The following is a 21,001-nucleotide window of genomic DNA, read 5'->3' as shown; positions in this document are numbered from 1 at the left end:
GCGGTGTCTCAGGCGCGCCGGTCCGGGCGGCGGCCCGGGGGCTGCCGGGGCTCGGCGCGGGCGGTCTGTTCGGGCACGTCGCAGGTCTGGGGCGACTTGTCGGAGACGGTGATGGGACGGCCGTAGTGCTGGATCTCCAGCGGCGCGCCCTCGACCAGGGTGTAGGTGGCGGTGAGGTCGGTGATCTCCACACGCAGCCGCCGTCGCAGCACCTGCACGCTGAACGCGAGCCGGGCCAGCTTCTCCGGCAGCTTGGGCGAGAAGCACAGGCTGCCCTCGCGGTACCGCATCCCGCCGAACCCGGCCACCAGCGCCATCCAGGTACCGGCCAGCGAGGCGATGTGCAGGCCGTCGCGGGTGTTGTGCTCCAGGTCCCGCAGGTCCATCAGGGCCGCCTCGCCCAGGTAGTCGTAGGCGAGGCGCAGATGGCCGACCTCGGTGGCCATGACGGCCTGGGCGCAGGCGGACAGGGAGGAGTCGCGGACGGTCAGGGGCTCGTAGTAGGCGAAGTCGCGGGCCTTCTCCTCGTCCGTGAAGCACTCGCCGCGCAGATACATCGCCAGCACCAGGTCGGCCTGTTTGACGACCTGTTTGCGGTACAGGTCGAAGTAGGGGAAGTGGAGCATGAGGGGGTACTGGCTGGGGTGGGTGTTCTGGAAGTCCCACTCCTGGTGGCCGGTGAAGTCGGCGGACTGTTCGTGGACGCCCAGCGTCTTGTTGTACGGGACCGCCATGGCCTCGGCCGCGTCCCGCCAGGTCGCGGCCTCCTCGTCGTCGGCGCCCAGCAGCGAGCCCTTGTCCGGGTGGCGCTCCACGACGTCCGCCGCGGCGCGCAGGTTCGACTGGGCCATGAGGTTGGTGTAGACGTTGTCGTCCGCGATGGCGCTGTACTCGTCCGGGCCGGTCACCCCGTCGATGTGGAAGCGGCCGTGGTGGTCGTGGTGGCCCAGGGAACGCCATAGCCTCGCGGTCTCCACCAGAATGTCCACCCCGGTCTCGCGTTCGAACTCCTCGTCGCCGGTGGCGGCGATGTAGCGCACCACGGCGTCGGCCACATCGGCGTTGATGTGGAAGGCGGCGGTACCGGCCGGCCAGTAGGCGGAGCACTCGGAGCCGTCGATCGTGCGCCAGGGGAAGGCGGCGCCCTCGTGGCCCAGCTGGCGCGCCCGCTCCCGGGCGGCGGGCAGGGTGGACTGGCGCCAGCGCAGCGCCTGGGCGACCGCCTCGGGGAAGGTGTAGGTCAGCAGTTGCAGGACGAAGGTGTCGGCGTCCCAGAAGGAGTGGCCGTCGTAGCCCGAGCCGGTGAGGCCCTTGGCGGGGATGGCGCGTTCCTCGGCGCGCGCACCGGCCTGGAGGACGTGGAAGATGCCGAACCGCACGGCCTGCTGGATCTCGGCGTCGCCCTCGACCTCGACGTCGGCGCGGGCCCAGAAGTCCTCCAGCCAGGCGCACTGCTGCTCGACCAGGCCCTTCCAGCCGGTGGAGGCGGCTCCGGCGAGCGCCGCCTCGACCTGGTCGCGGACGGCGGGCAGGGAGCGCGCGCCGGACCAGCCGTAGGCGACCAGCTTCTCCAGCCGCAGCTTCTCGCCCGGCTTGAGGACGGAGGTGACGGTCAGGCGGGCGACGTCGTCGCCGCTCTCACTGGCGTGCCGGGTCGGCGGCGGTCCGGTGATCAGGTGGTCGGCGGCGGCGGCGACCCGCAGCTGGCTGGCCCTGGTGCAGTGGATCAGCAGCAGCCGCTTGTCGACGGCGGCGTTCTCCTCGGCATCCAGCGGGCTCTCCAGCGCGGAGGCCACCCGGGGGTCCCCGCCGCGCTCGGGCAGTTGCTCGTTGGCGACCAGCTCGGACTGGACGACGACCCGGATCTCGGCGTCCAGCGCCTCCACCTCGTAGGCGATCGCGGCGATGGACCGCTGGGTGAGGGAGACCAGCCGGGTCGAGCGGACGCGCACGCTGGTTCCCGAGGGGGAGGTCCATTCGCAGGTGCGGTGCAGAAGACCGGTCCGCAGGTCGAGCACGCGCTCGTGGGAGCGCAGCCGTCCGTAGCGCAGGTCGAAGGGCTCGTCGTCCACCAACAGCCGGATGATCTTGCCATTGGTGACGTTGATCATGGTCTGACCGGCCTCGGGATAGCCGTATCCGGCCTCCGCGTACGGCAGCGGGCGCAGCTCGTACACACCGTTGAGGTAGGAGCCGGGCAGACCGTGCGGCTCGCCCTCGTCGAGGTTGGCGCGCCAGCCGACATGGCCGTTGGAGAGCGCGAAGACGGACTCGCTCTGCGGCAGCAGGTCGAGGCGGAGCGCGGTCTCGCGCAGCTGCCACGGCTCGACGGCGTACGAGGCATCGGTGATCACGAGGGGTCCTCCAGCAGCTCGGCGAGATCCTTGACGACGATGTCGGCGCCGTGTTCGCGCAGCGCGCCCGCCTGACCGGTCCGGTCCACGCCGACGACGTGGCCGAAGCGGCCCGCGCGGCCCGCCGCCATGCCCGCCAGAGCGTCCTCGAAGACGGCCGCCTCGGCGGGGGCGGCGTCCAGTTCCCGGGCGGCCTCCAGGAAGGTGTCCGGACGTGGTTTGCCCGGGAGCCCGCGCTCGGCGGCCACCACGCCGTCGATCCGCACCTCGAAGAGCTGCTCGATACCGGCGGCGATCAGCACGTCGCGGCAGTTGGCGCTGGAGGAGACGACCGCGGTGCGCAGCCCCGCTCCGCGTGCGGCCTCGGCGAAGCGCACCGATCCGGGGTACGCCTCGACGCCTTCCTTACGGATCTTCTCCAGGACGAGGGCGTTCTTCCGGTTGCCGAGCCCCTGGACGGTGTCCTTGTCGGGCGGGTCGTCCGCGCCGCCCTCGGGGAGGTCGATGTTCCGGGAGGCCAGGAAGGTGCGTACGCCGTCGGCGCGCGGGCGGCCGTCGACGTATGCGTCGTAGTCGCCGGTCTTGTCGAAGGGGCGGAAGGAGGGTCCGTCGCGGTGCCGCAGGAACTCGTCGAACATCTGCTTCCACGCCGCCGCGTGCACCACCGCGGTCCGGGTCAGCACGCCGTCGAGATCGAACAGGCAGGCCCGGATGTTCGCCGGGAGGCAGAGCTTCGTCATGGCCCCCGGTTCCCCCGCGCACGCCGGAATATGCGGCGGATTGTCCGGCGGGTCCGGCAGGGTCCGGTTCACCGGCCGTCCGGCGGGGTCCGGTTCACCGACGGTCCGGCGGGGTCCGGTGGGTCTCAGCCGGGTACGGCGGTGCGGCCCTCGCGGCGGGAGCGGTCGGCGGCCTCCAGCACGGCGACCACCTCGCGGCCGAACCGCACGTCACAGGGGTCGGCCGCACCGTCCCGGGCGCTCCGCAACAGCCGGTCGACGGCCGTGGTGAACGCCTCGACGGCTGTGGTTCCGGGGTCGGGCACCTCGGCCGTTCCCTGTTCCCCGTAGAAGTCGCAGCCGAATCCGGTGGCGGCGGGCGGGGCGTCCAGGGTGAGCACGAGGGTGCCGACCGCGCCGGAGCGGTGCCGCAGCAGTACGTGCACGGCGCCGCGCGGTCCGTCGAGGGCGGTGACCTCGGCCACCGGGCCCAGCACCGGCAGCAGCAGGGACAGGGCGTGCGGGCCGACATCCCACAGCGCACCGCGTTCGCGGCGCCAGGGAGAGGCGCCGTAGGGGCTGCCGGAGCGGAAGATGGAGCCGAAGCCGGTGGCGCGGCCGCCGTCCCAGCCCCCGGCCGCCGCGGCGCTGTCCAGGAACGATGCGACGGGCGCGGCGAAGCGCCGGGTGAAGAAGACCACCGAGGCGGCCGCGTGCTCGTCGGCGGCGGCCACGATCCGGTCGGCGTCAGCGGTGGTGAAGGCCACCGGCTTGTCGAGCAGGAGATGGCGCCCGGCCAGCGCGGCGCGCTCGGCGAGCCCGCTCTGGATGTCCGGCGGGAGGGCGACGGCGACCGCGTCGACATCGCTGATCAGTGCGTCGGCGTCGTCGTAGGGGCGGGTGCCGTAACGGTCGGCCAGCGCCGCCGCCTTGGCCGGGTCGCGGCCCCAGATCCCGGCCAGTTCCACGCCGGGGTGCGCGGCGAGCGCCGCGCCGTGGGTCTCCGCGGCCCAGTGTCCGGTGCCCAGCAGTCCGAAGCGCATCCGTCCGCCCTTTCGCCCGGTCCGCCACGGGGTGCTCCCGTGGCCGTCCGCGATCCTACGGCGCCGCCCCGGTCGCGGCGGGTCGGTCGCCCGCGGTACGCCGCTCACCTGCTTGGACGTGGGCGGGTGCCGGTGTGCGGGGGCGGTGACAATCTTGGGCCACGGCCCCGCCACAGCCCGGGCACGGCCGCGCTCCCCTCACCGCTGGAGGACCGCCGTGGCCAGCCCGACCCGCCCGAGCCCCACCGCATCGGGCCCTGCGAGGCGGCCTGCCCCGCCACGCCGCCGCATCGCGGGGCGCGCGGTCGCGGCGCTGCTGCTGTGCTGTGCGGCGGTGCCATCCTGTGCGTCCTCCCCCGAACACGCCTCCCACCCGCGGAAGTCGGCGGCGCCGCACCCCTCGGCCCAGGTGCGGTCCGCGGCCGAGAAGGCGGCCCGGGCCCGGCTGCTGCCGGGCATGCCCGCGCCGCTCGATCCGCATGACCTGTACGCGGCCGACCGGCCGGGGAGGCTGTCGCGGGCGGTGAAGGGCTTTCCGTCGCGGGTGTACGTGCCCAACACGCTGTCGGACACGGTGAGCGTGATCGACCCGAAGACGTACAAGGTGGTCCGCACCCTCCGGGTCGGCCACCAGCCGCAGCACGTGGTGCCGTCGTGGGATCTGAAGACGCTGTGGGTCAACAACGACCTCGGCAACAGCCTCACCCCGATCAATCCGGCGACCGGCCGGGTGGGCCGCCCGGTGGATGTCCACGATCCGTACAACCTCTACTTCACCCCGGACGGCAAGCACGCCGTGGTGATGGCCTCCAAGGACCGGACCCTGGTGTTCCGGGACGCGCACACCATGCGGGTGGTGAAGTCGGTGCCGGTGCCGTGCCTCGGCGTCAACCACGCGGACTTCTCCCCCGACGGGCGCTACTTCATCGTCTCGTGCGAGTTCTCGGGCGAGCTGCTGAAGGTGGACACGGCCCGGATGAAGGTGGTGGGCCGGCAGCGGCTGCCGCTCGCGGGGGCCATGCCGCAGGACGTCAAGATCTCGCCGAACGGGAAGACCTGGTATATCGCCGACATGGTGGCGAACGGGGTGTGGGTCCTGAACGGCGACACCTTCCGCCGCCCCCGGCTGCTGCCCACCGGCAAGGGCACCCATGGCCTCTACGTCAGCCGGGACTCCCGAACCCTCTACATCTCCAACCGCGGCGAGGGCACCGTCTCTCTGCTGTCCTTCAAGACCGGCAAGCTCACCGGCCGCTGGCGGCTGCCCGGTGGCACCAGCCCCGACATGGGCGGTGTGTCCTCCGACGGCAAGGTGCTGTGGCTCTCGGGCCGCTACGACGGCGAGGTGTACGCGATCGACACCCGCACCGGGCGGCTCCGCGCCCGTATCCCGGTGGGCGGCGGCCCGCACGGGCTCGCCGTCTATCCGCAGCCGGGCCGCTACTCCCTCGGCCACACCGGCATCTTCCGCTGAGCCCGGCGTCATCATCTGGCGCTGATGTATAGCCCGCCTATATAGACCCGTGATACGTATGTACGTGTGGAGTACACGCATCAGTCCGACTCGCCGGAGACCTCACCGGGGACCTCGCCGCAGGCCTCTCCGGAGGCCGAGGCCGCCGCGGACCGTGAGGAGGTCGCGGAGGCGCTGGAGCAGCTGGCGTTTCTCGCGGTGCGCCATCTGGCCACCCGGGACATCAGCTTCACCGCCGCCTCCACGCTCGGCCGCCTCAGCCGGGAGGGCCCGGCCCGGCTCACCGCACTCGCCGCCGACGAGGGCGTCAGCCAGCCCTCGATGACCCAGCTGATCCAGCGACTGGAGCGGCAGGGCCTGGTGACCCGGGTCGACGATCCGCACGACGGGCGCGTGGTGCTGGTGGCCGTCACCGACGGCGGGCGCACCCTGCTCGCCGAACGGCGCGGCGACCGTACCGCCCGGCTGGCCGGACTGCTCGCCACCCTGCCCCCCGAGGACGAACAGGCGCTCGCCGCCGCCGTCCGCGCCGCGGCCCCCGCCCTCCAGCGGCTGGCGGCAGGTGCGGGGCGGACCCGCAGGCCCCCGGGGAATTCCGCTTCCTGAACGGAGCCCTTCTTGTCCGCCTTGTCCGCTGATTCGCGCACCGCCGGCCCCTTCAAGCAGCCCAAGGCGGTCTGGGCGGTCGCCTTCGCCTGTGTCATCTCCTTCATGGGCATCGGCCTCGTCGATCCGATCCTGCCCGCCCTCTCCAGCAAGCTGCACGCCACGCCCAGTCAGGTGTCGCTGCTGTTCACCAGCTATCTGGTGGTCACGGCGGTGGCCATGCTGGTGACCGGCTTCGTCTCCAGCCGCATCGGCGCCAAGCGCACCCTGGTCGCCGGTCTGGTGCTCATCGTGCTCTTCAGCGCGGCGGCGGGGGCGTCCGGCGGCATCGACGGGATCGTCGCCTTTCGCGCGGGCTGGGGACTGGGCAACGCCCTGTTCATCGCGACCTCGCTCGCCGTCATCGTCGGCTCGGCCAGCGGCGGTTTCGCGGGCGCCATCATCCTCTACGAGACAGCGCTCGGCATCGGCATCGCGGTCGGCCCGCTGCTCGGCGGGGAACTCGGCGGCATCAGCTGGCGCGGGCCGTTCTTCGGGGTGTCGGTCCTGATGGCCATCGCCCTGATCGCGACCATCGTGCTCGTCGAACCCACTCCCGCCCCGGTGCGGCGCGCCTCGGTCATGGACCCGCTGAAGGCGCTGCGCCACCGCGGACTGCTCACCATGGGGCTGACCGCGCTCTGCTACAACTGGGGCTTCTTCACGGTGCTGGGCTACGCGCCCTACCCGATGGGCCTGGGCGCCCATGAGCTGGGCTATGTCTTCACCGGCTGGGGCCTGTTCGTCGCCTTCTTCGCCGTCTTCGGCGCGCCCTGGCTGCAGGCCCGGCTGGGCATAGCCCGCGCGCTGTATCTGAACCTGGCGCTGTTCGCCGTCGACATCCTCGTCATCGCGGTGTTCACCACCTCGAGGACGACGCTGATCGCGGCGGTCGTCGTGGCCGGTGCCTTCATCGGCGTGAACAACACCATCACCACCCAGGCGGTGATGACCGTCGCGCCGGTCGAACGGCCCGTCGCCTCGGCCGCGTACGGCTTCGTCCGCTTCATCGGCGGCGGGCTGGCCCCGTACGCCGCGGGCAGGCTCGCCGAGCGCTTCGGGGTGCACGCCCCGTTCTACGTCGGGGCCGCCGCCGTCGCCCTCGGCATCGTCGTCCTGGCCACCGGCCACTCGCTGCTCGCCGAGGCGGAACGGGCGCAGGCGGCGGAAGGGCAGGCCGCCGAGGCCGCCCCGGCTCCTGCCGCCTGAGGCGCGTACGCCATGGTCAGATGCGCCAGGAGCGGATGCGCCCGGCCGCGTCGAAGACGTCCGCCTTGCTGGACAGGATGTCGCGGACCAGGTCGATCAGCGCGCCGTACGGCGGGTCGATGCCCTCGCCGGACGCGTGCATATAGGCCACGGCGGTCGCACTGGCGAAGCGCGCGTTGCTCGCCGGGAGCGGCCTGAGCGTGGCGAGCGTGTGCAGCAGCGCGGCGGCCCGCCACGCCGGGTCGGGATCGACACCCAGGCGCGGCGGGTCGACGCGGTGGCGGGCCACGGCGGCGACCAGCCCCGAGTAGTCGGAGATGGCCGGCTGTTCGGGCAGGACCTCCTCATGGCGCTGGAGCAGCCACGGGATGTCGATGTGCAGCGGCGGCATCGTCAGGCGGCCTGTCCCGGGTGCCGGTGCTCGTCGTCCGGGAACGCGTCCGCGAAGGCGTCCGCGTTGTCCGCGAAGAAGCGCCGGAAGACCTCGGCGCCTTCCTGCAGGGCGCGGTGGCGGGCGATGTCGGCGACGGTCGCCTCGCGGACGAGGGCCTTCATCGTCGTACCGCGTTCCTTGGCGATCTGGCGGAGGTCCTCAAGTTCCCGATCGCTGAATTCCACGTTGAGTGCTGACATGCGGCACACCCTACTTGTCGGGTACCGCGTCGGCAATCGCCCCAGCTCACATGGTGTTTTTGTAGGTACTCGACAAGGCTTACGGAGCGTCTGCGCCGGGTGGCCGGGCACCTCCCCGGTCCACCCGGACGAACGGCTCGCGCACCTCATGACCGGTCAGGGCTCGGTACGCGGCGGGGCGCCGGAACGCGTTCCCCCAGGTTTCGCGGCGCCGGTAGTCGCGGAGCGCGTCGAGGTCGAAGTACGCCGGGTAGATCCCCTCGGCCTCGCCCGCCTCGATCACGAGCATGTCCCGGGAGTGCCCGTCGGCGAAGGCGATGCCGTCGAAGGCGAGGGAGTGCCCCCATCCGGGGCCCGCGTAGTTGGCCATGGCCAGGGCGGTCATGTTCTCGTAGGCGCGGGCCCGGAACTGGCCGATCCGGTTGATCTCCAGATCGCAGGCGTTCGGGGTGAGGACGAGTTCCGCCCCGGCGAGCATCAGGGTCCGGGCGCTCTCCGGGAACTCCCGGTCGTAGCAGATCATCGCCCCCGTCATGACCTCGCCCACCGCCGTGTCCAGGGCGCACACCTCGAAGCCGTCCCCCGGGGTGAGGGCGGCCTCGGGCAGGTCGAAGGCGCAGGTGTGCACCTTGGCGTAGGTGAGGGCGAGGCGGCCGTGGCGGTCGATGAGGGAGACGGTGTTGCGCGGCGGGCCGTCCCACCGCTCCAGATAGGTGAGGGCGATCGCCATGTCGAGTTCGGCCGCCAGCTCGCGGAAGTGGGCGACGAAGGGCCCGTCGCGGGTGATCGCGTCATCGCCCCAGACGGCCTCGGGCGCGGGCAGCGGCGGTGCGGGTGGCGTGCCGTCCCACAGCCCGGGGTGGCGGTAGAGCTCGCCGGTGGCCTGGTCGGCGACGGCCGGGCGGTAGCCGTTGCTCCACATCTCGGGGAAGAGCGCGATGTCCGCGCCGATGGCCTTGGCCCGGCGGCAGGCGGCATCACCGGTGGCGAGGTTCGCCCGCGGGTCGCGGCCGGGAGGGGCGAGCTGGAGCAGGGCGACGGTCAGGGTGGTCATGACGGGTCTCTCCTTCGTCGGCTGATGAAGCGGAGGCGAAGGAGTGGGCGGTGGACCCCGGGCGCGGGGCGGGCGTCAAAGCATGCCCGCCACGCTACCGGGCGCCGGGGGCCGTCCGCGAGAGGGCGTCCCCGACGATCGGGCCGATGCGATCAGGCCGACGGCACGGTGCACGGCCGGTGAGGGTACGGTGAGCCGCATCACACGAGATCACACGAGATCACAGAAGATCGCGGAATCGCGGGAATCGCGGGAGGAGAGCGTCACCATGGAGCAGCGGGTGTGCGGCCGGACCGGCCGCGAGGTCTCCGTCGTCGGGCTGGGGACCTGGCAGCTGGGCGCGGGCTGGGGCGACGTCAGCGAGGCGGAGGCCCTGGCCGTGCTGGAGGCGGCCGTCGAGTCGGGGGTGACGTTCTTCGACACCGCCGATGCGTACGGGGACGGGCGCAGCGAGCAGCTCATCGGGCGCTTTCTGCGGGACCGGCCGGACGCCGGGATCTTCGTGGCCACCAAGATGGGGCGGCGGGTCCCGCAGGTCGCGGAGAACTACACGCTGGACAACTTCCGTGCGTGGACCGACCGTTCACGGGCCAACCTGGGTATGGACACGCTCGATCTGGTGCAGTTGCACTGCCCGCCGTCGTCGGTGTACGCCACCGACGCGGTGTTCGACGCGCTGGACACGCTGGTCGACGAGGGGCGGGTGGCGGCGTACGGGGTCAGCGTGGAGACCTGTGAGGAGGCGCTGACCGCGATCGCGCGGCCGGGGACGGCGAGTGTGCAGATCATCCTCAACCCGTTCCGGCTGAAGCCGCTGGAGAAGGTGGTTCCGGCAGCGGCGGAGGCGGGGGTGGGAATCATCGCGCGGGTGCCGCTGGCGTCCGGTCTGCTGTCGGGCAGGTACGGCAAGGACACGCTGTTCGCCGACGACGACCACCGCACGTACAACCGGCACGGCGAGAAGTTCGACCAGGGCGAGACCTTCTCGGGGGTGGACTTCGAGGAGGGCGTCGAGGCGGCGGCGGAATTCGGGAAGCTGGCGCCGGAGGACGCCACCGCCGCGCAGACGGCGCTGCGGTGGATCGTCCAGCAGCCCGGGGTGACCTCGGTGATCCCCGGCGCGCGCTCGCCCCGGCAGGTCGAGGCGAACGCGGCGGCAGCGGCGCTCCCGCCGCTGGAGCAGTCCGCTCTGGACGCCATCGGCGAGCTGTACGACCGGCGGATTCGGGCGCAGGTGCACCACCGCTGGTGAGGCGCTGGTGAGGTGCTGCCGGGGCTGACGCCTGCCGGGCTGATGCCTCAGAAGCCCCCGGCCGCCGCCCATCGGGTCAGTTCCTGCTGGGCGGCGGCGCGCAGTTCAGCGGAGGGGGCGGCGGTGCCGTCGGCGACCAGGGCGTAGTGCAGGGTGCCGGTTTCGCCGGGTGCGGAGAGCACCAGACGGCGGGCATCCGTGCCGCCGGGCTCGGCGGCGGTGGCGATGGGGTGGTCGGCGGTGTGTCCCTGCGCGGTGTACGCGGGCGGGCCGGTGACGGTGCTCAGGTCGGAGACGACGGTGGTGGTGGCGGGGTCGAAGTCGCGGGGCAGGTGCAGTTCGGTGGGGGCGTCGGTGTCGCCGTCGGAGCGCCACACCAGCATTCCGTAGCGGCCGGAGCCGGTGAGCTTGGCGACGTTCGGGAGGGAGCCGGGGATGCGGTCCCAGCTGAGGGTGGTGCTGCCGTCGCGTGAGCGGTCCTCGAAGGTGAACGCGAGCGTGCGGCCCGCCACCGCGCGCGGGTAGAGGCGGTCGAGCAGCCGGGCGTCCTGGCGCAGTTGGGCGTTGCCGGAGTCGTCGAGCCGCACGGCCGAGAGGTCCTCGTCGTTCCAGGCGTCGCCTTCGGTGAGGACCTTCGAGGTGTTGCCGTTCATCGCCTCGCGGTGGCGGCCGTTGTAGAGGTCCCACTGCCACTGGTTGGAGGAGAGGACGGGGCCGGAGGTGGCGGGCTTGCTCCACCAGGTGGCGCCGGGCAGGCGGGAGTCGAGCGCCTGGTACATGCCCTTGAGGACGGTGGGCGCCTTGTCGGAGGTGAAGCCGGTGAGCGGATGGCCGAACTCGCTCATGACGGCGGGGGTGTTCAGGGCGGTGGCACGGTCGCGGACGGCGCCGAAGTCGGTCGAGTACTGGCCGTCGGCGGCCTTGCCGGGCATGAAGATGCCGGAGATGGCCTTCTGGTCGTAGTAGTGGGTGTTGAAGACATAGCGGGAGCCGGGCTTTCCGGTGTCGAGCAGCCCGCCCTCCTGGCGCTGGAAGTCCAGGTTGGAGTTCCAGAACATGTTGGGCTCCACGAAGGCGGGTTTGTCCTGCCAGCCCGCGGCGTCCATGCGGGCGCGGAACTTCTCGTAGAACGGCCACAGCACGTTCTTCTCCCAGGTGCGGCTGTTCTGGCCGTCATCGTAGACGCCCGCGTAGGGCTCGTTGAGCGGGTCGAAGCCGGAGACGCGGGCGAACGCGTCGGCGGGGAGGTGTCCGGCGAGGTAGGACATGGTCTTCTGAGCGGTGGCGAGGAAGGCGTCCTGGACGCGCACCGTCCCGGCGCCGATGGTCAGGGCGCGGTTGTGCCAGAAGTCGCGAGTGGCCTTCATGACGGCCTGGTTCTGGGTGATGTTCTGGCCCCAGTGGGCGCAGATGCCGCAGGACTCCTTGCCGTAGCCGCCCGCGTCGACGACCCACTTCGGGGCGCCGTCGCCGCTGTACCAGCTGTCCTTGTCGAAGATGTGGCGGGAGTAGAGGTCCTGGTGGAAGTCGGGGTAGACCCGGATTCCGGCGTCGAGGAAGGCCTTCATCTGGGCGGTGACCTGTTCCAGGTAGCCGGTGTCCACCTCGCCGGGACGGGGTTCGGCGTGGGCCCAGGAGAGCAGGAAGCGCACCGAGTTCGCGCCGGTCAGGTTCCGCATCGCGGTGGCGGATTTCCGGGCGTCGGCGACGCCCGCGAAGGGGAGGCCGTTGTTCTCCTCCAGTTTGGTCTCGCCGGAGACGTTGAAGCCGCGGAGCACGACCTCGCGGCCGTGGCCGTCGGCGAACCGGGCCCCGTCCGTGGTCACCTCGTCCGCGGCCCGTCCGTCGAACCAGGGCGTCTCGGCGGCGGCCGCCGGGGTGCCGGGGGCCACGATCGCGGCCACCAGCAGAACGGCCGCCCCGAGCAGCCCTGTTCGGCCCGCTCGGGACCGGCCGTTCCGTATGACTGAAGTCGCGGTGCCTCGCGTCGCATGCGTCGCCATGGACACTACCGTCCAGTAGACATGAGGAATCGTCAACTAGTGGCGCATGGTGAATCGTTCAGCGTCCGCGAGCCTTCGCGGCGTTCAGATTACCGCGAGTAACCGCTGCCCAGGAAGGCACCCGCTTCCGGGGCGCCGAGCGTGTCGGGCCCGAAGGAGACAATGCCGTCGGTCGTCAGACCGGCCGCCTTGCCGCGCAGCACCCAGGCGGCACCGCTGGAGGTGTAGGCGCCGTCCTCGTCGGGGGCACCTGCGGAGAGGTCGTCCGCGCCGTCGCCGTTGGTGTCGGCGAGCTGCACCGCGGCGCCGAAGCGGTCGCCCGCCTCCGCGACCCCCGGGACCCCGGCGGTGTCCTGGGTGAACGCCTGGGCGCCGGTGCCGGACAGTCCGCCCGAACCGCCGTACAGCTGGACGACGCTGCCCGCGTCCTTCTGACCGGCCTCCAGGTCCTCGTACGGGATGCCGACCGCGACGTCCGCGTAGCCGTCGCCGTTCACATCCCCGGCGCTGAGCGAGTAGCCGAACTGGTCGCCGTCCTCGTTGACGCCCGGAACGCCCGCGGTGTTCTGGTCGATGGTCTTGGTGCGAGTGGTGCTCGGACCCGACGCGGTGCCGTAGAACACCTTGAGCGTGCCGTGGTCGTACGGCAGCTCCTCGACGACGTTGTCGGGGACGGTACGCATGATCAGGTCACCGTAGCCGTCCTTGTCGACGTCGCCGATGGCGGTGGTGGCGGCGTCGGTGAGCTTGGTGGGCGTCTTCCCGAGCCCGTCCGTGCCGCCCTTCCAGACGAGGGTGTCCTCGGACATCTCCTCGAAGGCATGGGTGCTGACGAGTTCGTCCTTGCCGTCGCCGTTGAGATCGCCCGCGGTCAGGCTGGTCGGCCGGTCGATCTTGTAGGTGTCGACGGTGGCGCTCCCCGCCGCTTCGCCCGCGCGGTTGAACGGTCCGAACCGGACGCGCAGCCCGGTCCTCTCGTCAAAATCCGAGCCCTTGTTGACGATGACCTGATCGACCAGGTCGGCGTGGCCGTCGCCGTTGAAGTCGCCACCGGCGATGATGCTGGAGCCGAAGTTGTCGCCGTCGCCCTCGGGCAGCTGGGTGCCGCCGGTCAGGCCGTTTGCCGAGCCCCACAGGACGGTGACGGCCGGTTTGTCGCCGACCTCGATCGCCAGGTCCGTGTAGCCGTCGCCGTCCAGGTCGCGGGCGACCGTCCGGCCTCCGAAGTACGCCGAGGCGTCGGGGTCACCGGGGACACCCTCGGTGGCCTGGCTGATGATCTGCCGGTGGCCGGTGGCCGCACCGGAGGCCGAGCCGTAGACGACGGCGACATAACCGGCCTTGGCCTTGCCGTCCACGGTTCCGGCGGGCGCGGAGACGGCGAGGTCGGCGTATCCGTCCTTGTTGAAGTCGGCCCGCGGCGCGGAGGCCGCGGTGGTGGTACGCGCCTCGGCGGCGCCTGCCGCGGGTGCGGCGAGTAAGACGGGGGTGGTCACAAGAGCGACCACCGTCGCGCAGCGCGCGACGGTGGAAAGGGAACGGGACCGCACAGATCCTCCAGCTCGTTGAGGAGCGTTTACCTCAAGTACACCCATCAGGACAGCCGGAGTCGCCCAACGGTTGCACAGCGAAACCCAGGTAATCCCCTAGGGGGACGCATGAGGGGAACAGTGTCGACAGTTAAGGCCAAAATGGAGAGAAAGCCTTGCTATTTTCGCCTAGTGTCGACACTGTGCGCTGTGTGCGGTTACGCTCGACGCCGCATACAGCAGGCCTCGACAGGTTCGGCCAATCGGCCAAGGAGGACGGCATGACCGATTCCCGGCGCGGGCGCCCGGATCTCGTGGCGCCCGGTCTCGTGGCGCCCGGCAGGCTCTCCGGCAAGGTCGCTCTCGTCACCGGCGCGGGCGCCGGGATCGGCCGGGGGTGTGCGCTGCTCTTCGCGGACCAGGGCGCGACCGTCGTCGGCTGCGACATCGACGCGGACGCGGCCGAGCGCACCCGCGAGTTGGCCGCCGGGCGCGGAGGGCGGGTCGATGTGCTGGCACCGCTCGACATGTCCGTGCCCGCCGACGCCAGGAGATTCGCCGACGAGGCGTACGCACGGCGCGGGCGGGTCGACGCGCTGGTGACCGCGGGCGCGATCGCTCCCCACCTGGCGAGTGCGGCGGAGATGGACTTCGACGCGCAGTGGGCGCCGACGTTGCGCGGCGAGGTCGATGTCGTCTTCCTGCCGGTCCGGGCCGTGTGGCCGCACATGGTGGCGAGCGGGGGCGGCTCGATCGTCAACTTCGCCTCGGTGAACGCCTTCCGCGGCAGCGGCACCTTCGGCATGGTCGCCCATTGCGCGGGCAAGTCGGCGGTCCTCGGGCTCACCCGCCAACTCGCCGTCGAGGGCGGCCCGGCGGGCATCCGCGCCAACACCATCTCCCCCGGCATGGTCCGCACCCCCGCCACCGAGTCGGCCGGTGCCCACGAGGGCGCCGCCCGCGAAGCCCTGCTCGCGCGCATCCCCCTGGGCAGGGTCGGCACACCCGAGGACATCGCATGGTGTGCCGTCTACCTGGTGTCCGACGAATCGGCGTGGGTCACGGGCGGCAACTTCCCCGTGGACGGCGGGGTGCTGGCCACGTGAGCGCCCCGGCAGTCCCCTGCGACCGTCCCGTACGACAGGGCCCGCGACTCAGGAGGCGGCGGCCCGGCGCCGCCGCGTCGGCTTCCGCGCCTGTCCGGCGTCCTGCTCCAACTGCTCTTCGACCGCCCGCAGCGCGCGGACCGTCGCCCCCGCGATCAGCGCCGACGCCAGTTCCCCGTCCCGCTCCTCGCAGGCCTGGAGCAGGCGCTCCTGGTCGTCGACGCTGTAGGCGAGGCGGCCGGACCGGGTCAGGCTCAGATGGCGCAGCATCAGGGTGCGCAGGGCGAGGGAGTCGAGGATCTGCTTCAGGGTGGCGTTGCCGACGATCTCGGTCATCCGCTCCTGGAGCCGCACATGGCTCCAGAAGTAGGCGTCCACATCGCCTCCGTCGGCGAGCCCTCTCATCTCCTCGACCCTGGCGCGCAGTCCGGCCAGCTCCTCGTCGGTGGCGCGCTCGACGAGCAGCCCGGCGAGCATCGACAGCAACTGGCGCCGGACCTGGTAGATGTCCCGGATGTCCTGGGGCGAGGGCGCGGCGACCCGGGGCCTGCGCCGCGCCTTCATCTCGACCAGGCCCTCCTGTTCGAGCAGCATCAGGGCCTCGCGCACGGGCGTCCGGCTGGTGTCGAAGCGGCGTGACAGCTCCACGCTGTTGAGGTCCTGACCGGGCTCGAGGCGGCCCTCGATGATGCCCGACCCCACCCATTCGGCGATCTGCCAGACCATCGGCTCGCGCCGGTCCCGCAGCCGCAGCAGACGCGCGAGCACGACATGCGTGTCCTCATCGCTCATGCGGCAATCCTCTCCCCGTTCACAGCCAATTCAATGGTGTCGACACTATCGCACCTCTAGTTCGACCCTCATCCCCGATCCGTGCCACCTGTCGACAGACGACGGCCCTTGAGGCCTTCCAGCCCTCCACTTCCATGACTGCCAGGAGGAACCATGCACACTCACCGCACGCCCGGGCAGGGCAAGGGGGCCGCGCTCGGCCGACGTGCCCTCGTCGGCGGTGCCGCACTCGCCGCCTTGACGTCCGCTGGAGCGGGGCGGGCGGCCGCCACGCCCTCGTCGGCCTCCGGCGCGGGTTCCCCGGCGGAGGGGGCCTGGGTGCCCGTGCCCGTCCCCGAGCAGGTACCGGTGACGGAGCACCGGGTGCCCGTCTCCGGGGGCGGCACCCTGTGGTGCTGGGACACCGGCGGCCGGGGGCGGCCCGTCATCCTGTGCCATCCCGGTTCCGGCAGCGGCGAGAGCTGGCCGTACCAGCAGCCGGTGCTCGCCGGGGCGGGCTTCCGGGTCATCGGCTACTCGCGGCGTGGCGCGTACGGCTCGGTGGCGGGCAGCAAGACCGAGGCGGGCACCGCGTCCGGCGACCTCAACACCCTCGCCGACTTCCTGAAACTGGACCGTTTCCATCTGTCCGGCTCGGCGGCGGGCGGGATCGTGGCCGTCGACTACGCCCTGTCGTACGGGGAGCGGCTGTACGGCCTCACCGTTTCCGGCAGCAAGGCGGGCGTCCAGGACGCGGAGTACGCGGAGCTGGAGGAGGCGATCCAGCCCGCTCCCTTCGGCGAGATGCCCGTCGACTTCAGGGAGCTGGGCCCCTCGTACCGCGCCGGTGACCGGGACGGGGTCGCGGCCTGGCTGGAGATCAACGCCCGTGCCAGGACCTCCGACGCGTTCCCCCAGTCGCTGACGAACACGATCACCTGGGACGCGCTGGAGTCCCTGGCCATGCCGGTCCAGCTCATCGCCGGGGACGGCGATCTGTACAGCCCGCCGTCGATGATGCGGCTCCATCTCCCGCATCTGCGCCACGCGGAGTTCCAGGTGGTCCGCGAGGCGGGGCACAACGCGCACTGGGAGCAGTCCGTGCAGTGGAACCGCCTGCTCAGCTCCTTCCTCAGGAGGTGCGCGAACTCCCGCTAGCCTCCTGAATGTGCAGGGCCACCAGGAAGCGGGACACCATGTTGTACGCGGCCGCGGTGGCGGTCAGTTCGACCAGCTCCGCGTCGGTGAAGTGGGGCCGCAGGGCGTCGAAGAGCCCGTCCGGGACCTGAACGTCGAGGGTCATCGCGTCGGTGTACGCGATGACCCTCCGCCGACGTGGGTCGAGTGGCGGGTCCTCCTCGCGCAGCGCCGCGAGTTCGGCGTCTCCGAGGCCCGCCGCCCGGGCCGGTCCCTCGTGCGCGGCCCATTCGTACGGCGCCCGGTTGAGGACGGCGATCCGCAGGATCACCAGCTCACGGATGTCGTCGGGCAGTGCCATGCGCTGTCGTACGGCGCCGAGCAGGCTGTTCCAGCCGTCGGCCAGCCGCGGGCTGTGCAGAAGCATCCGGTCGAGGGGGTGCAGGGTGCCGCCGCGGCGCTCGCGGATGCGGTCGGCGATCACGCCTGCGCCGTCGGCGTCGCCGTCGGGGATTCGGGCCACGGGACATTCCTTTCACCAGGTCACAGCGGACGTGGCAGGTTCGCCAGCAGCCGCATCGCGTCGGGGCGCTCTAGATGGCCGGGGCGGGCCGGGTCCGTGTCACCGAAGACCATGGCCTCCGTGGCGGTGAAGCGGCGCCAGGTGGGCAGCGCACCGCCGTTCGGGTCGCCGGTGGTGGCGAAGCGCGCCCAAGTGTCCGCCATCACGCGGGCCAGTTCGCGGTCCACGGCGGTCCAGTGCCAGGAGCGCCGGTCCAGGTTGTCGAGGACGTAGGGCAGTTCGGCGGTGTGGTGCGCGCCGTAGCCGGGCAGTCCGTCGCGCGGCGGGGCCAGGTCGAGTCCCGGCGGCAGCGGCGGGGTCCGGGTGAAGCGGTACATCCAGGTCGGCGCGCGACCGCTGTGTGCCCGCGCCCAGTGCCACACGGGATAGGTGAAGCGGCTCTCCCCGGTGAACCTCCGTGCCGTACGGCAGGCCTCGTCCGCGTCCCGCACCGGGTACAGCGCGCCGATGCCGGAGTGGGCGGGCAGCCGCCGCAGGACGTCGAGGGTGGCGTACGCCGATCCCTCGTCGTCGTTGCTGCCCACCAGCAGCGGTACGGCGTGCTGGCGCCCGGTGCCGAAGACGTCGTCGGTGGGCTCGGTGAGCAGGCGTCCGTCGACGACCGGCCCGAAGTGTCCGGCGAGGATCAGCTCGGCACCGCTGATCCGGCGCAGCCCGGTGATGTCACGGTCCCCGAACTCCCCGGCCCAGCACAGGCCGTGCGCCTGTGCGGCGGCCTGGTCCGGGAGCGGTCCCTCCGCCCGTCCGACGCCGGAGGCGCTCTGTCCGAGGGCCGCGTGGAAGAGGGGCCGGGCCGCCGCCGAGGCCATGAGGTGGCAGAGGTGGGCGGCACCGGCGGAGTTCCCGGCGAGGGTGACCCGGCCGGGGTCGCCGCCGAAGTGGGCGGCGTTCTCCCGTACCCAGGTCAGGGCGGCGACGATGTCGAGCAGCCCGTAATTGCCCGAGGCGCCGCGCTCGTCCTCGGCGGCCAGGCCCGGGTGGGCGAGGAAGCCGAGGGCGCCGAGCCGGTGGTTGAGGGTGACGACGACGATGCCCCGGCGTGCCAGGGCGCGGCCGTCGTGGATCTCCTGCCCGCCGTGGCCGTAGCGGTTGCCGCCCCCGTGGACCCACACCATGACGGGCAGGCCGCCCGATGTGCCGGACGGTTCCGGCGTCCATACGTTCAGATAGAGACAGTCCTCGCTCATCACCAGCGCGCGCCGGTCGGCGAAGTTGGTGTGGAACATGATCGAGTCGCGGGACGGCTGCGGCTGGAGGGGCGCGGGGCCGACGTCGTACGCGGGCCGCTCATCGTCCCAGGCGGTGACCGGTCCGGGGGGCCGCCAGCGCAGGTCTCCGACGGGCGGCTCGGCGAAGGGGATGCCGCGGAAGGCGGCCACGTCCCCGTCCCACCGCCCGGCGAGCCGTCCGGCGTTCGTACGGGCCCGGATCACGCGGGTCACCCCGCCACCTTGTGCGCACGGCCGTCCTTCATGATCACCGCGAGCCGGTCGCGGTCCTGGAGGACGCGGATGTCGTCCAGCGGGTCGCCGTCGACGAGGAGCAGATCGGCGAGGAACCCCTCGCGCACCAGCCCGAGTTCGTCGCCCATGCCCATGACCTGCCCGCCGTACCCGGTCGCCGCGCGCAGCGCCTCGGCCGGGGTGAAGCCGAACCAGTCGACGAACAGCTCCAGGTCCCGCGGGTTGCGGCCGACCGGGTTCCAGGCGAAGCCGTAGTCGCCGCCTGGGACGACGCGGACGCCTCGGGCGACCAGTTCGGGCACGACCCGGCGTACGGCGTCGTGGGTGGCCCGGACCTCCATGCCGGGCTCGGGTTCACTGCCGGTGTCGTACAGGTTGGCGTGGATGATGCCCGGGGTCGGGGCGACGAACAGCCGGTCGCGGGCGGCTCCGACGAGGTCCAGGGCCTCTTCGTCGGCGAAGGTGCAGTGGTAGACGGCGCGGACACCGTGGCGTACGGCCATCTTGACCGATTCGGCGGCGTGCGCGTGCGCGGTGAGCCAGAGGCCGTGCCGCGTCGCGGTGTGCGCGGCCGCGGCGACCTCCTCGTCGGTGAACTGCACGACCCGTGAGGTGCCCTGGACCACCGCGCTCTCCCCGGACAGCGACAGTTTGACGATGTCCACGCCGAGTTGGGCCATGTCCGTGACGAAACGGGAGACGGCCCCCGGGTCGGAGGCGCGCCCGTCGACGCCGGGGAAGTCGTACACGCCGGGCTCGACCATGCCCGCGCTGCCCTCCCAGGAGGCGGCCTTCAGGCGCGGCCCCGGCATCCAGCCCTCGGCGAAGGCCTTGCGGGCGGCGGTCTCGGTGCGGGGGAGCCGGTTGCCGCCCGAGTACGCGCTGGTGATGCCGTGGTCGAGCAGGACCCGTCCGGCGTGCGCCACGAGCAGCGCCTTCTCCTCGTCGGGCTCGTCGCGGCGCCGCGAGAGGTGTTCCACGGTGGAGCCGAAGCCGAGGTGGGCGTGGGCGTCGACGAGCCCGGGGAGCAGGGTGCCACCGCCTCCGTCGATCACCCGGGCCCCGTCCCGCAGGTCGCGGGGAACGTTGTCGGCGACGGCGGTGACGCGGTTGCCCTCGACGAGGACCTCGGCGCGAAAAGGGTCGCGCCCGGTGCCGTCGAAGACCTGGACGCCGGTGAAGAGGGTGGAGGTGGATTCGGGGGTCATGGGGTCGCCCTCCTGAAGCGGTGCCGCATCTCGCCGACTCCGCCGATGCGGCTGACCAGTTCGTCGCCGGGGGTGAGGAACCGCCGCGGCACCCGGCGGTTGCCCACGCCCGCCGGAGTGCCGGTGAAGATCAGGTCGCCGGGGAGCAGGGTGCAGAACGCGCTGAGGTACGAGACGAGCCGGGGGATCGGGAAGATCATGTTCGCGGTGCGGTCGTGCTGCACGGTCTCGCCGTTCAGTTCGCAGATCAGCTCCAGGTCGTCGCGGTCGGTGAGTTCGTCGAGACCCACGAGGGCGGGCCCGATGGGGCCGAACCCCGGATACGACTTCCCGAGCGAGAACTGCGCCGGGCTCCCCGCGAGCTGGCTGATCCGCTCGGAGATGTCCTGCCCGACGGTGAGTGCGACGACCGGGTCCCAGCCCTTCTCCTCCGGTACGCGGTGTGCCGCGCGGCCGATGACCGCGACCAGCTCCAGCTCCCAGTCCACGTGTCCCGGCGGCAGGGCGATCGTGGCGTACGGGCCGGTGAGGCAGGTCGGGAACTTGGTGAAGACGAGGGGCGAGGCCGGTTCCTCGTACCCGGCCTCGGCCGTGTGGGGGCGGTAGTTGAGGGCGACGGCGAAGATCTGGCGGGCGCTTTCGACCGGCGCCCGGAGGTCGGCCGGGTTGTACGGGCGCCCACCCGTCGCGGTGGGCGACCAGGCGAGGATGTCGTCCCAGCGGGCGAGGACGTCGTCCGCGAGGTGGTCGGGCACATCGATGGCGCCCTCGTCGGTCAGCAGAACCGGGCGGCCGGTGAGCCGGGCGATGCGCACGGC

Annotated in this window: 19 protein-coding genes; 6 read left to right on the top strand and 13 right to left on the bottom strand. The window is 72.1% G+C overall.

Annotation, left to right across the window (positions count from 1 at the left end):
- Positions 1 to 8 precede the first annotated feature (8 nt).
- From ABZ370_RS14305 to ABZ370_RS14295, 3 genes are all read right to left on the bottom strand, one after another.
- Complete coding sequence (locus ABZ370_RS14305) at positions 9 to 2,354, bottom strand: glycosyl hydrolase family 65 protein (RefSeq protein ID WP_358620058.1); 2,346 nt, start codon at positions 2,352 to 2,354, stop codon at positions 9 to 11.
- Positions 2,351 to 3,094, bottom strand: coding sequence for a beta-phosphoglucomutase family hydrolase (locus ABZ370_RS14300; protein ID WP_358620057.1), 744 nt, complete (start codon positions 3,092 to 3,094; stop codon positions 2,351 to 2,353). The genes ABZ370_RS14305 and ABZ370_RS14300 overlap by 4 nt, the downstream gene beginning before the upstream one ends.
- A gap of 125 nt (positions 3,095 to 3,219) precedes the next feature.
- Positions 3,220 to 4,116 (bottom strand): Gfo/Idh/MocA family oxidoreductase, encoded by an 897-nt coding sequence (locus ABZ370_RS14295; protein ID WP_358620055.1) that lies wholly within the window; start codon positions 4,114 to 4,116, stop codon positions 3,220 to 3,222.
- A 316-nt stretch (positions 4,117 to 4,432) separates the two neighbouring features.
- On the opposite strand from ABZ370_RS14295, the gene ABZ370_RS14290 reads away from it, so the two are divergent.
- The 3 genes from ABZ370_RS14290 to ABZ370_RS14280 all read left to right on the top strand — a co-directional run bounded on the left by ABZ370_RS14290 (position 4,433) and on the right by ABZ370_RS14280 (position 7,444).
- The gene (locus tag ABZ370_RS14290; protein WP_358620390.1) at positions 4,433 to 5,590 is read left to right on the top strand and encodes a beta-propeller fold lactonase family protein; all 1,158 of its coding nucleotides are present in this window, start codon (positions 4,433 to 4,435) and stop codon (positions 5,588 to 5,590) included.
- Between the two features lie 174 nt (positions 5,591 to 5,764).
- Positions 5,765 to 6,196, top strand: coding sequence for a MarR family transcriptional regulator (locus ABZ370_RS14285; protein ID WP_358620389.1), 432 nt, complete (start codon positions 5,765 to 5,767; stop codon positions 6,194 to 6,196).
- 12 nt (positions 6,197 to 6,208) lie between these two features.
- The gene (locus tag ABZ370_RS14280; RefSeq protein WP_358620053.1) at positions 6,209 to 7,444 is read left to right on the top strand and encodes an MFS transporter; all 1,236 of its coding nucleotides are present in this window, start codon (positions 6,209 to 6,211) and stop codon (positions 7,442 to 7,444) included.
- A gap of 16 nt (positions 7,445 to 7,460) precedes the next feature.
- Here ABZ370_RS14280 and ABZ370_RS14275 read toward each other — a convergent pair whose 3' ends face one another.
- The 3 genes from ABZ370_RS14275 to ABZ370_RS14265 all read right to left on the bottom strand — a co-directional run bounded on the left by ABZ370_RS14275 (position 7,461) and on the right by ABZ370_RS14265 (position 9,131).
- Positions 7,461 to 7,835, bottom strand: a complete 375-nt coding sequence (locus tag ABZ370_RS14275; RefSeq protein ID WP_358620051.1) for a toxin Doc — start codon at positions 7,833 to 7,835, stop codon at positions 7,461 to 7,463.
- A 2-nt stretch (positions 7,836 to 7,837) separates the two neighbouring features.
- Positions 7,838 to 8,077 (bottom strand): hypothetical protein, encoded by a 240-nt coding sequence (locus tag ABZ370_RS14270; RefSeq protein WP_014057435.1) that lies wholly within the window; start codon positions 8,075 to 8,077, stop codon positions 7,838 to 7,840.
- Positions 8,078 to 8,156: 79 nt separating this feature from the next.
- Positions 8,157 to 9,131, bottom strand: coding sequence for a carbon-nitrogen hydrolase family protein (locus tag ABZ370_RS14265; RefSeq protein WP_358620049.1), 975 nt, complete (start codon positions 9,129 to 9,131; stop codon positions 8,157 to 8,159).
- A gap of 268 nt (positions 9,132 to 9,399) precedes the next feature.
- Here ABZ370_RS14265 and ABZ370_RS14260 point away from each other — a divergent pair, with 268 nt between their 5' ends.
- Positions 9,400 to 10,383, top strand: a complete 984-nt coding sequence (locus tag ABZ370_RS14260) for an aldo/keto reductase (RefSeq protein WP_358620048.1) — start codon at positions 9,400 to 9,402, stop codon at positions 10,381 to 10,383.
- A 47-nt stretch (positions 10,384 to 10,430) separates the two neighbouring features.
- Here ABZ370_RS14260 and ABZ370_RS14255 read toward each other — a convergent pair whose 3' ends face one another.
- Together ABZ370_RS14255 and ABZ370_RS14250 are read right to left on the bottom strand one after the other, a co-directional pair.
- Positions 10,431 to 12,287 (bottom strand): cellulase family glycosylhydrolase, encoded by a 1,857-nt coding sequence (locus ABZ370_RS14255; RefSeq protein ID WP_358620047.1) that lies wholly within the window; start codon positions 12,285 to 12,287, stop codon positions 10,431 to 10,433.
- A gap of 188 nt (positions 12,288 to 12,475) precedes the next feature.
- The gene (locus ABZ370_RS14250) at positions 12,476 to 13,882 is read right to left on the bottom strand and encodes an FG-GAP and VCBS repeat-containing protein (protein WP_358620046.1); all 1,407 of its coding nucleotides are present in this window, start codon (positions 13,880 to 13,882) and stop codon (positions 12,476 to 12,478) included.
- A gap of 314 nt (positions 13,883 to 14,196) precedes the next feature.
- Here ABZ370_RS14250 and ABZ370_RS14245 point away from each other — a divergent pair, with 314 nt between their 5' ends.
- Positions 14,197 to 15,021 carry an SDR family oxidoreductase gene (locus tag ABZ370_RS14245; protein ID WP_358620045.1) on the top strand — a complete coding sequence of 275 codons (825 nt, stop codon included), beginning with the start codon at positions 14,197 to 14,199 and terminating at the stop codon, positions 15,019 to 15,021.
- 48 nt (positions 15,022 to 15,069) lie between these two features.
- Here the strand turns inward: ABZ370_RS14245 and ABZ370_RS14240 are convergent, their stop codons facing one another.
- Positions 15,070 to 15,813: a GntR family transcriptional regulator gene (locus ABZ370_RS14240; protein WP_358620043.1), complete on the bottom strand. Its 744-nt coding sequence runs from the start codon at positions 15,811 to 15,813 to the stop codon at positions 15,070 to 15,072.
- A gap of 153 nt (positions 15,814 to 15,966) precedes the next feature.
- On the opposite strand from ABZ370_RS14240, the gene ABZ370_RS14235 reads away from it, so the two are divergent.
- Positions 15,967 to 16,950 carry an alpha/beta hydrolase gene (locus ABZ370_RS14235; protein WP_358620042.1) on the top strand — a complete coding sequence of 328 codons (984 nt, stop codon included), beginning with the start codon at positions 15,967 to 15,969 and terminating at the stop codon, positions 16,948 to 16,950.
- Here ABZ370_RS14235 and ABZ370_RS14230 read toward each other — a convergent pair.
- The 4 genes from ABZ370_RS14230 to ABZ370_RS14215 are packed head-to-tail and all read right to left on the bottom strand — an operon-like array spanning position 16,925 to position 20,998.
- Positions 16,925 to 17,452 (bottom strand): carboxymuconolactone decarboxylase family protein, encoded by a 528-nt coding sequence (locus ABZ370_RS14230; protein WP_358620040.1) that lies wholly within the window; start codon positions 17,450 to 17,452, stop codon positions 16,925 to 16,927. The two genes, ABZ370_RS14235 and ABZ370_RS14230, sit on opposite strands and share 26 nt — an antisense overlap.
- Before the next feature lie 20 nt (positions 17,453 to 17,472).
- Positions 17,473 to 18,954: a carboxylesterase family protein gene (locus ABZ370_RS14225; protein ID WP_358620038.1), complete on the bottom strand. Its 1,482-nt coding sequence runs from the start codon at positions 18,952 to 18,954 to the stop codon at positions 17,473 to 17,475.
- Positions 18,951 to 20,183, bottom strand: coding sequence for an amidohydrolase family protein (locus ABZ370_RS14220; RefSeq protein ID WP_358620036.1), 1,233 nt, complete (start codon positions 20,181 to 20,183; stop codon positions 18,951 to 18,953). The genes ABZ370_RS14225 and ABZ370_RS14220 overlap by 4 nt, the downstream gene beginning before the upstream one ends.
- Positions 20,180 to 20,998 carry a fumarylacetoacetate hydrolase family protein gene (locus tag ABZ370_RS14215; protein ID WP_358620034.1) on the bottom strand — a complete coding sequence of 273 codons (819 nt, stop codon included), beginning with the start codon at positions 20,996 to 20,998 and terminating at the stop codon, positions 20,180 to 20,182. Before ABZ370_RS14215 ends, ABZ370_RS14220 begins: the two co-directional genes overlap by 4 nt.
- Positions 20,999 to 21,001 lie beyond the last annotated feature (3 nt).

This window comes from Streptomyces sp. NPDC005962, assembly GCF_040629205.1.
Classification (GTDB): domain Bacteria; phylum Actinomycetota; class Actinomycetes; order Streptomycetales; family Streptomycetaceae; genus Streptomyces.
Note: the sequence above shows the minus strand (reverse complement) of the source record. Positions and strands in the feature narration are given on the sequence as shown.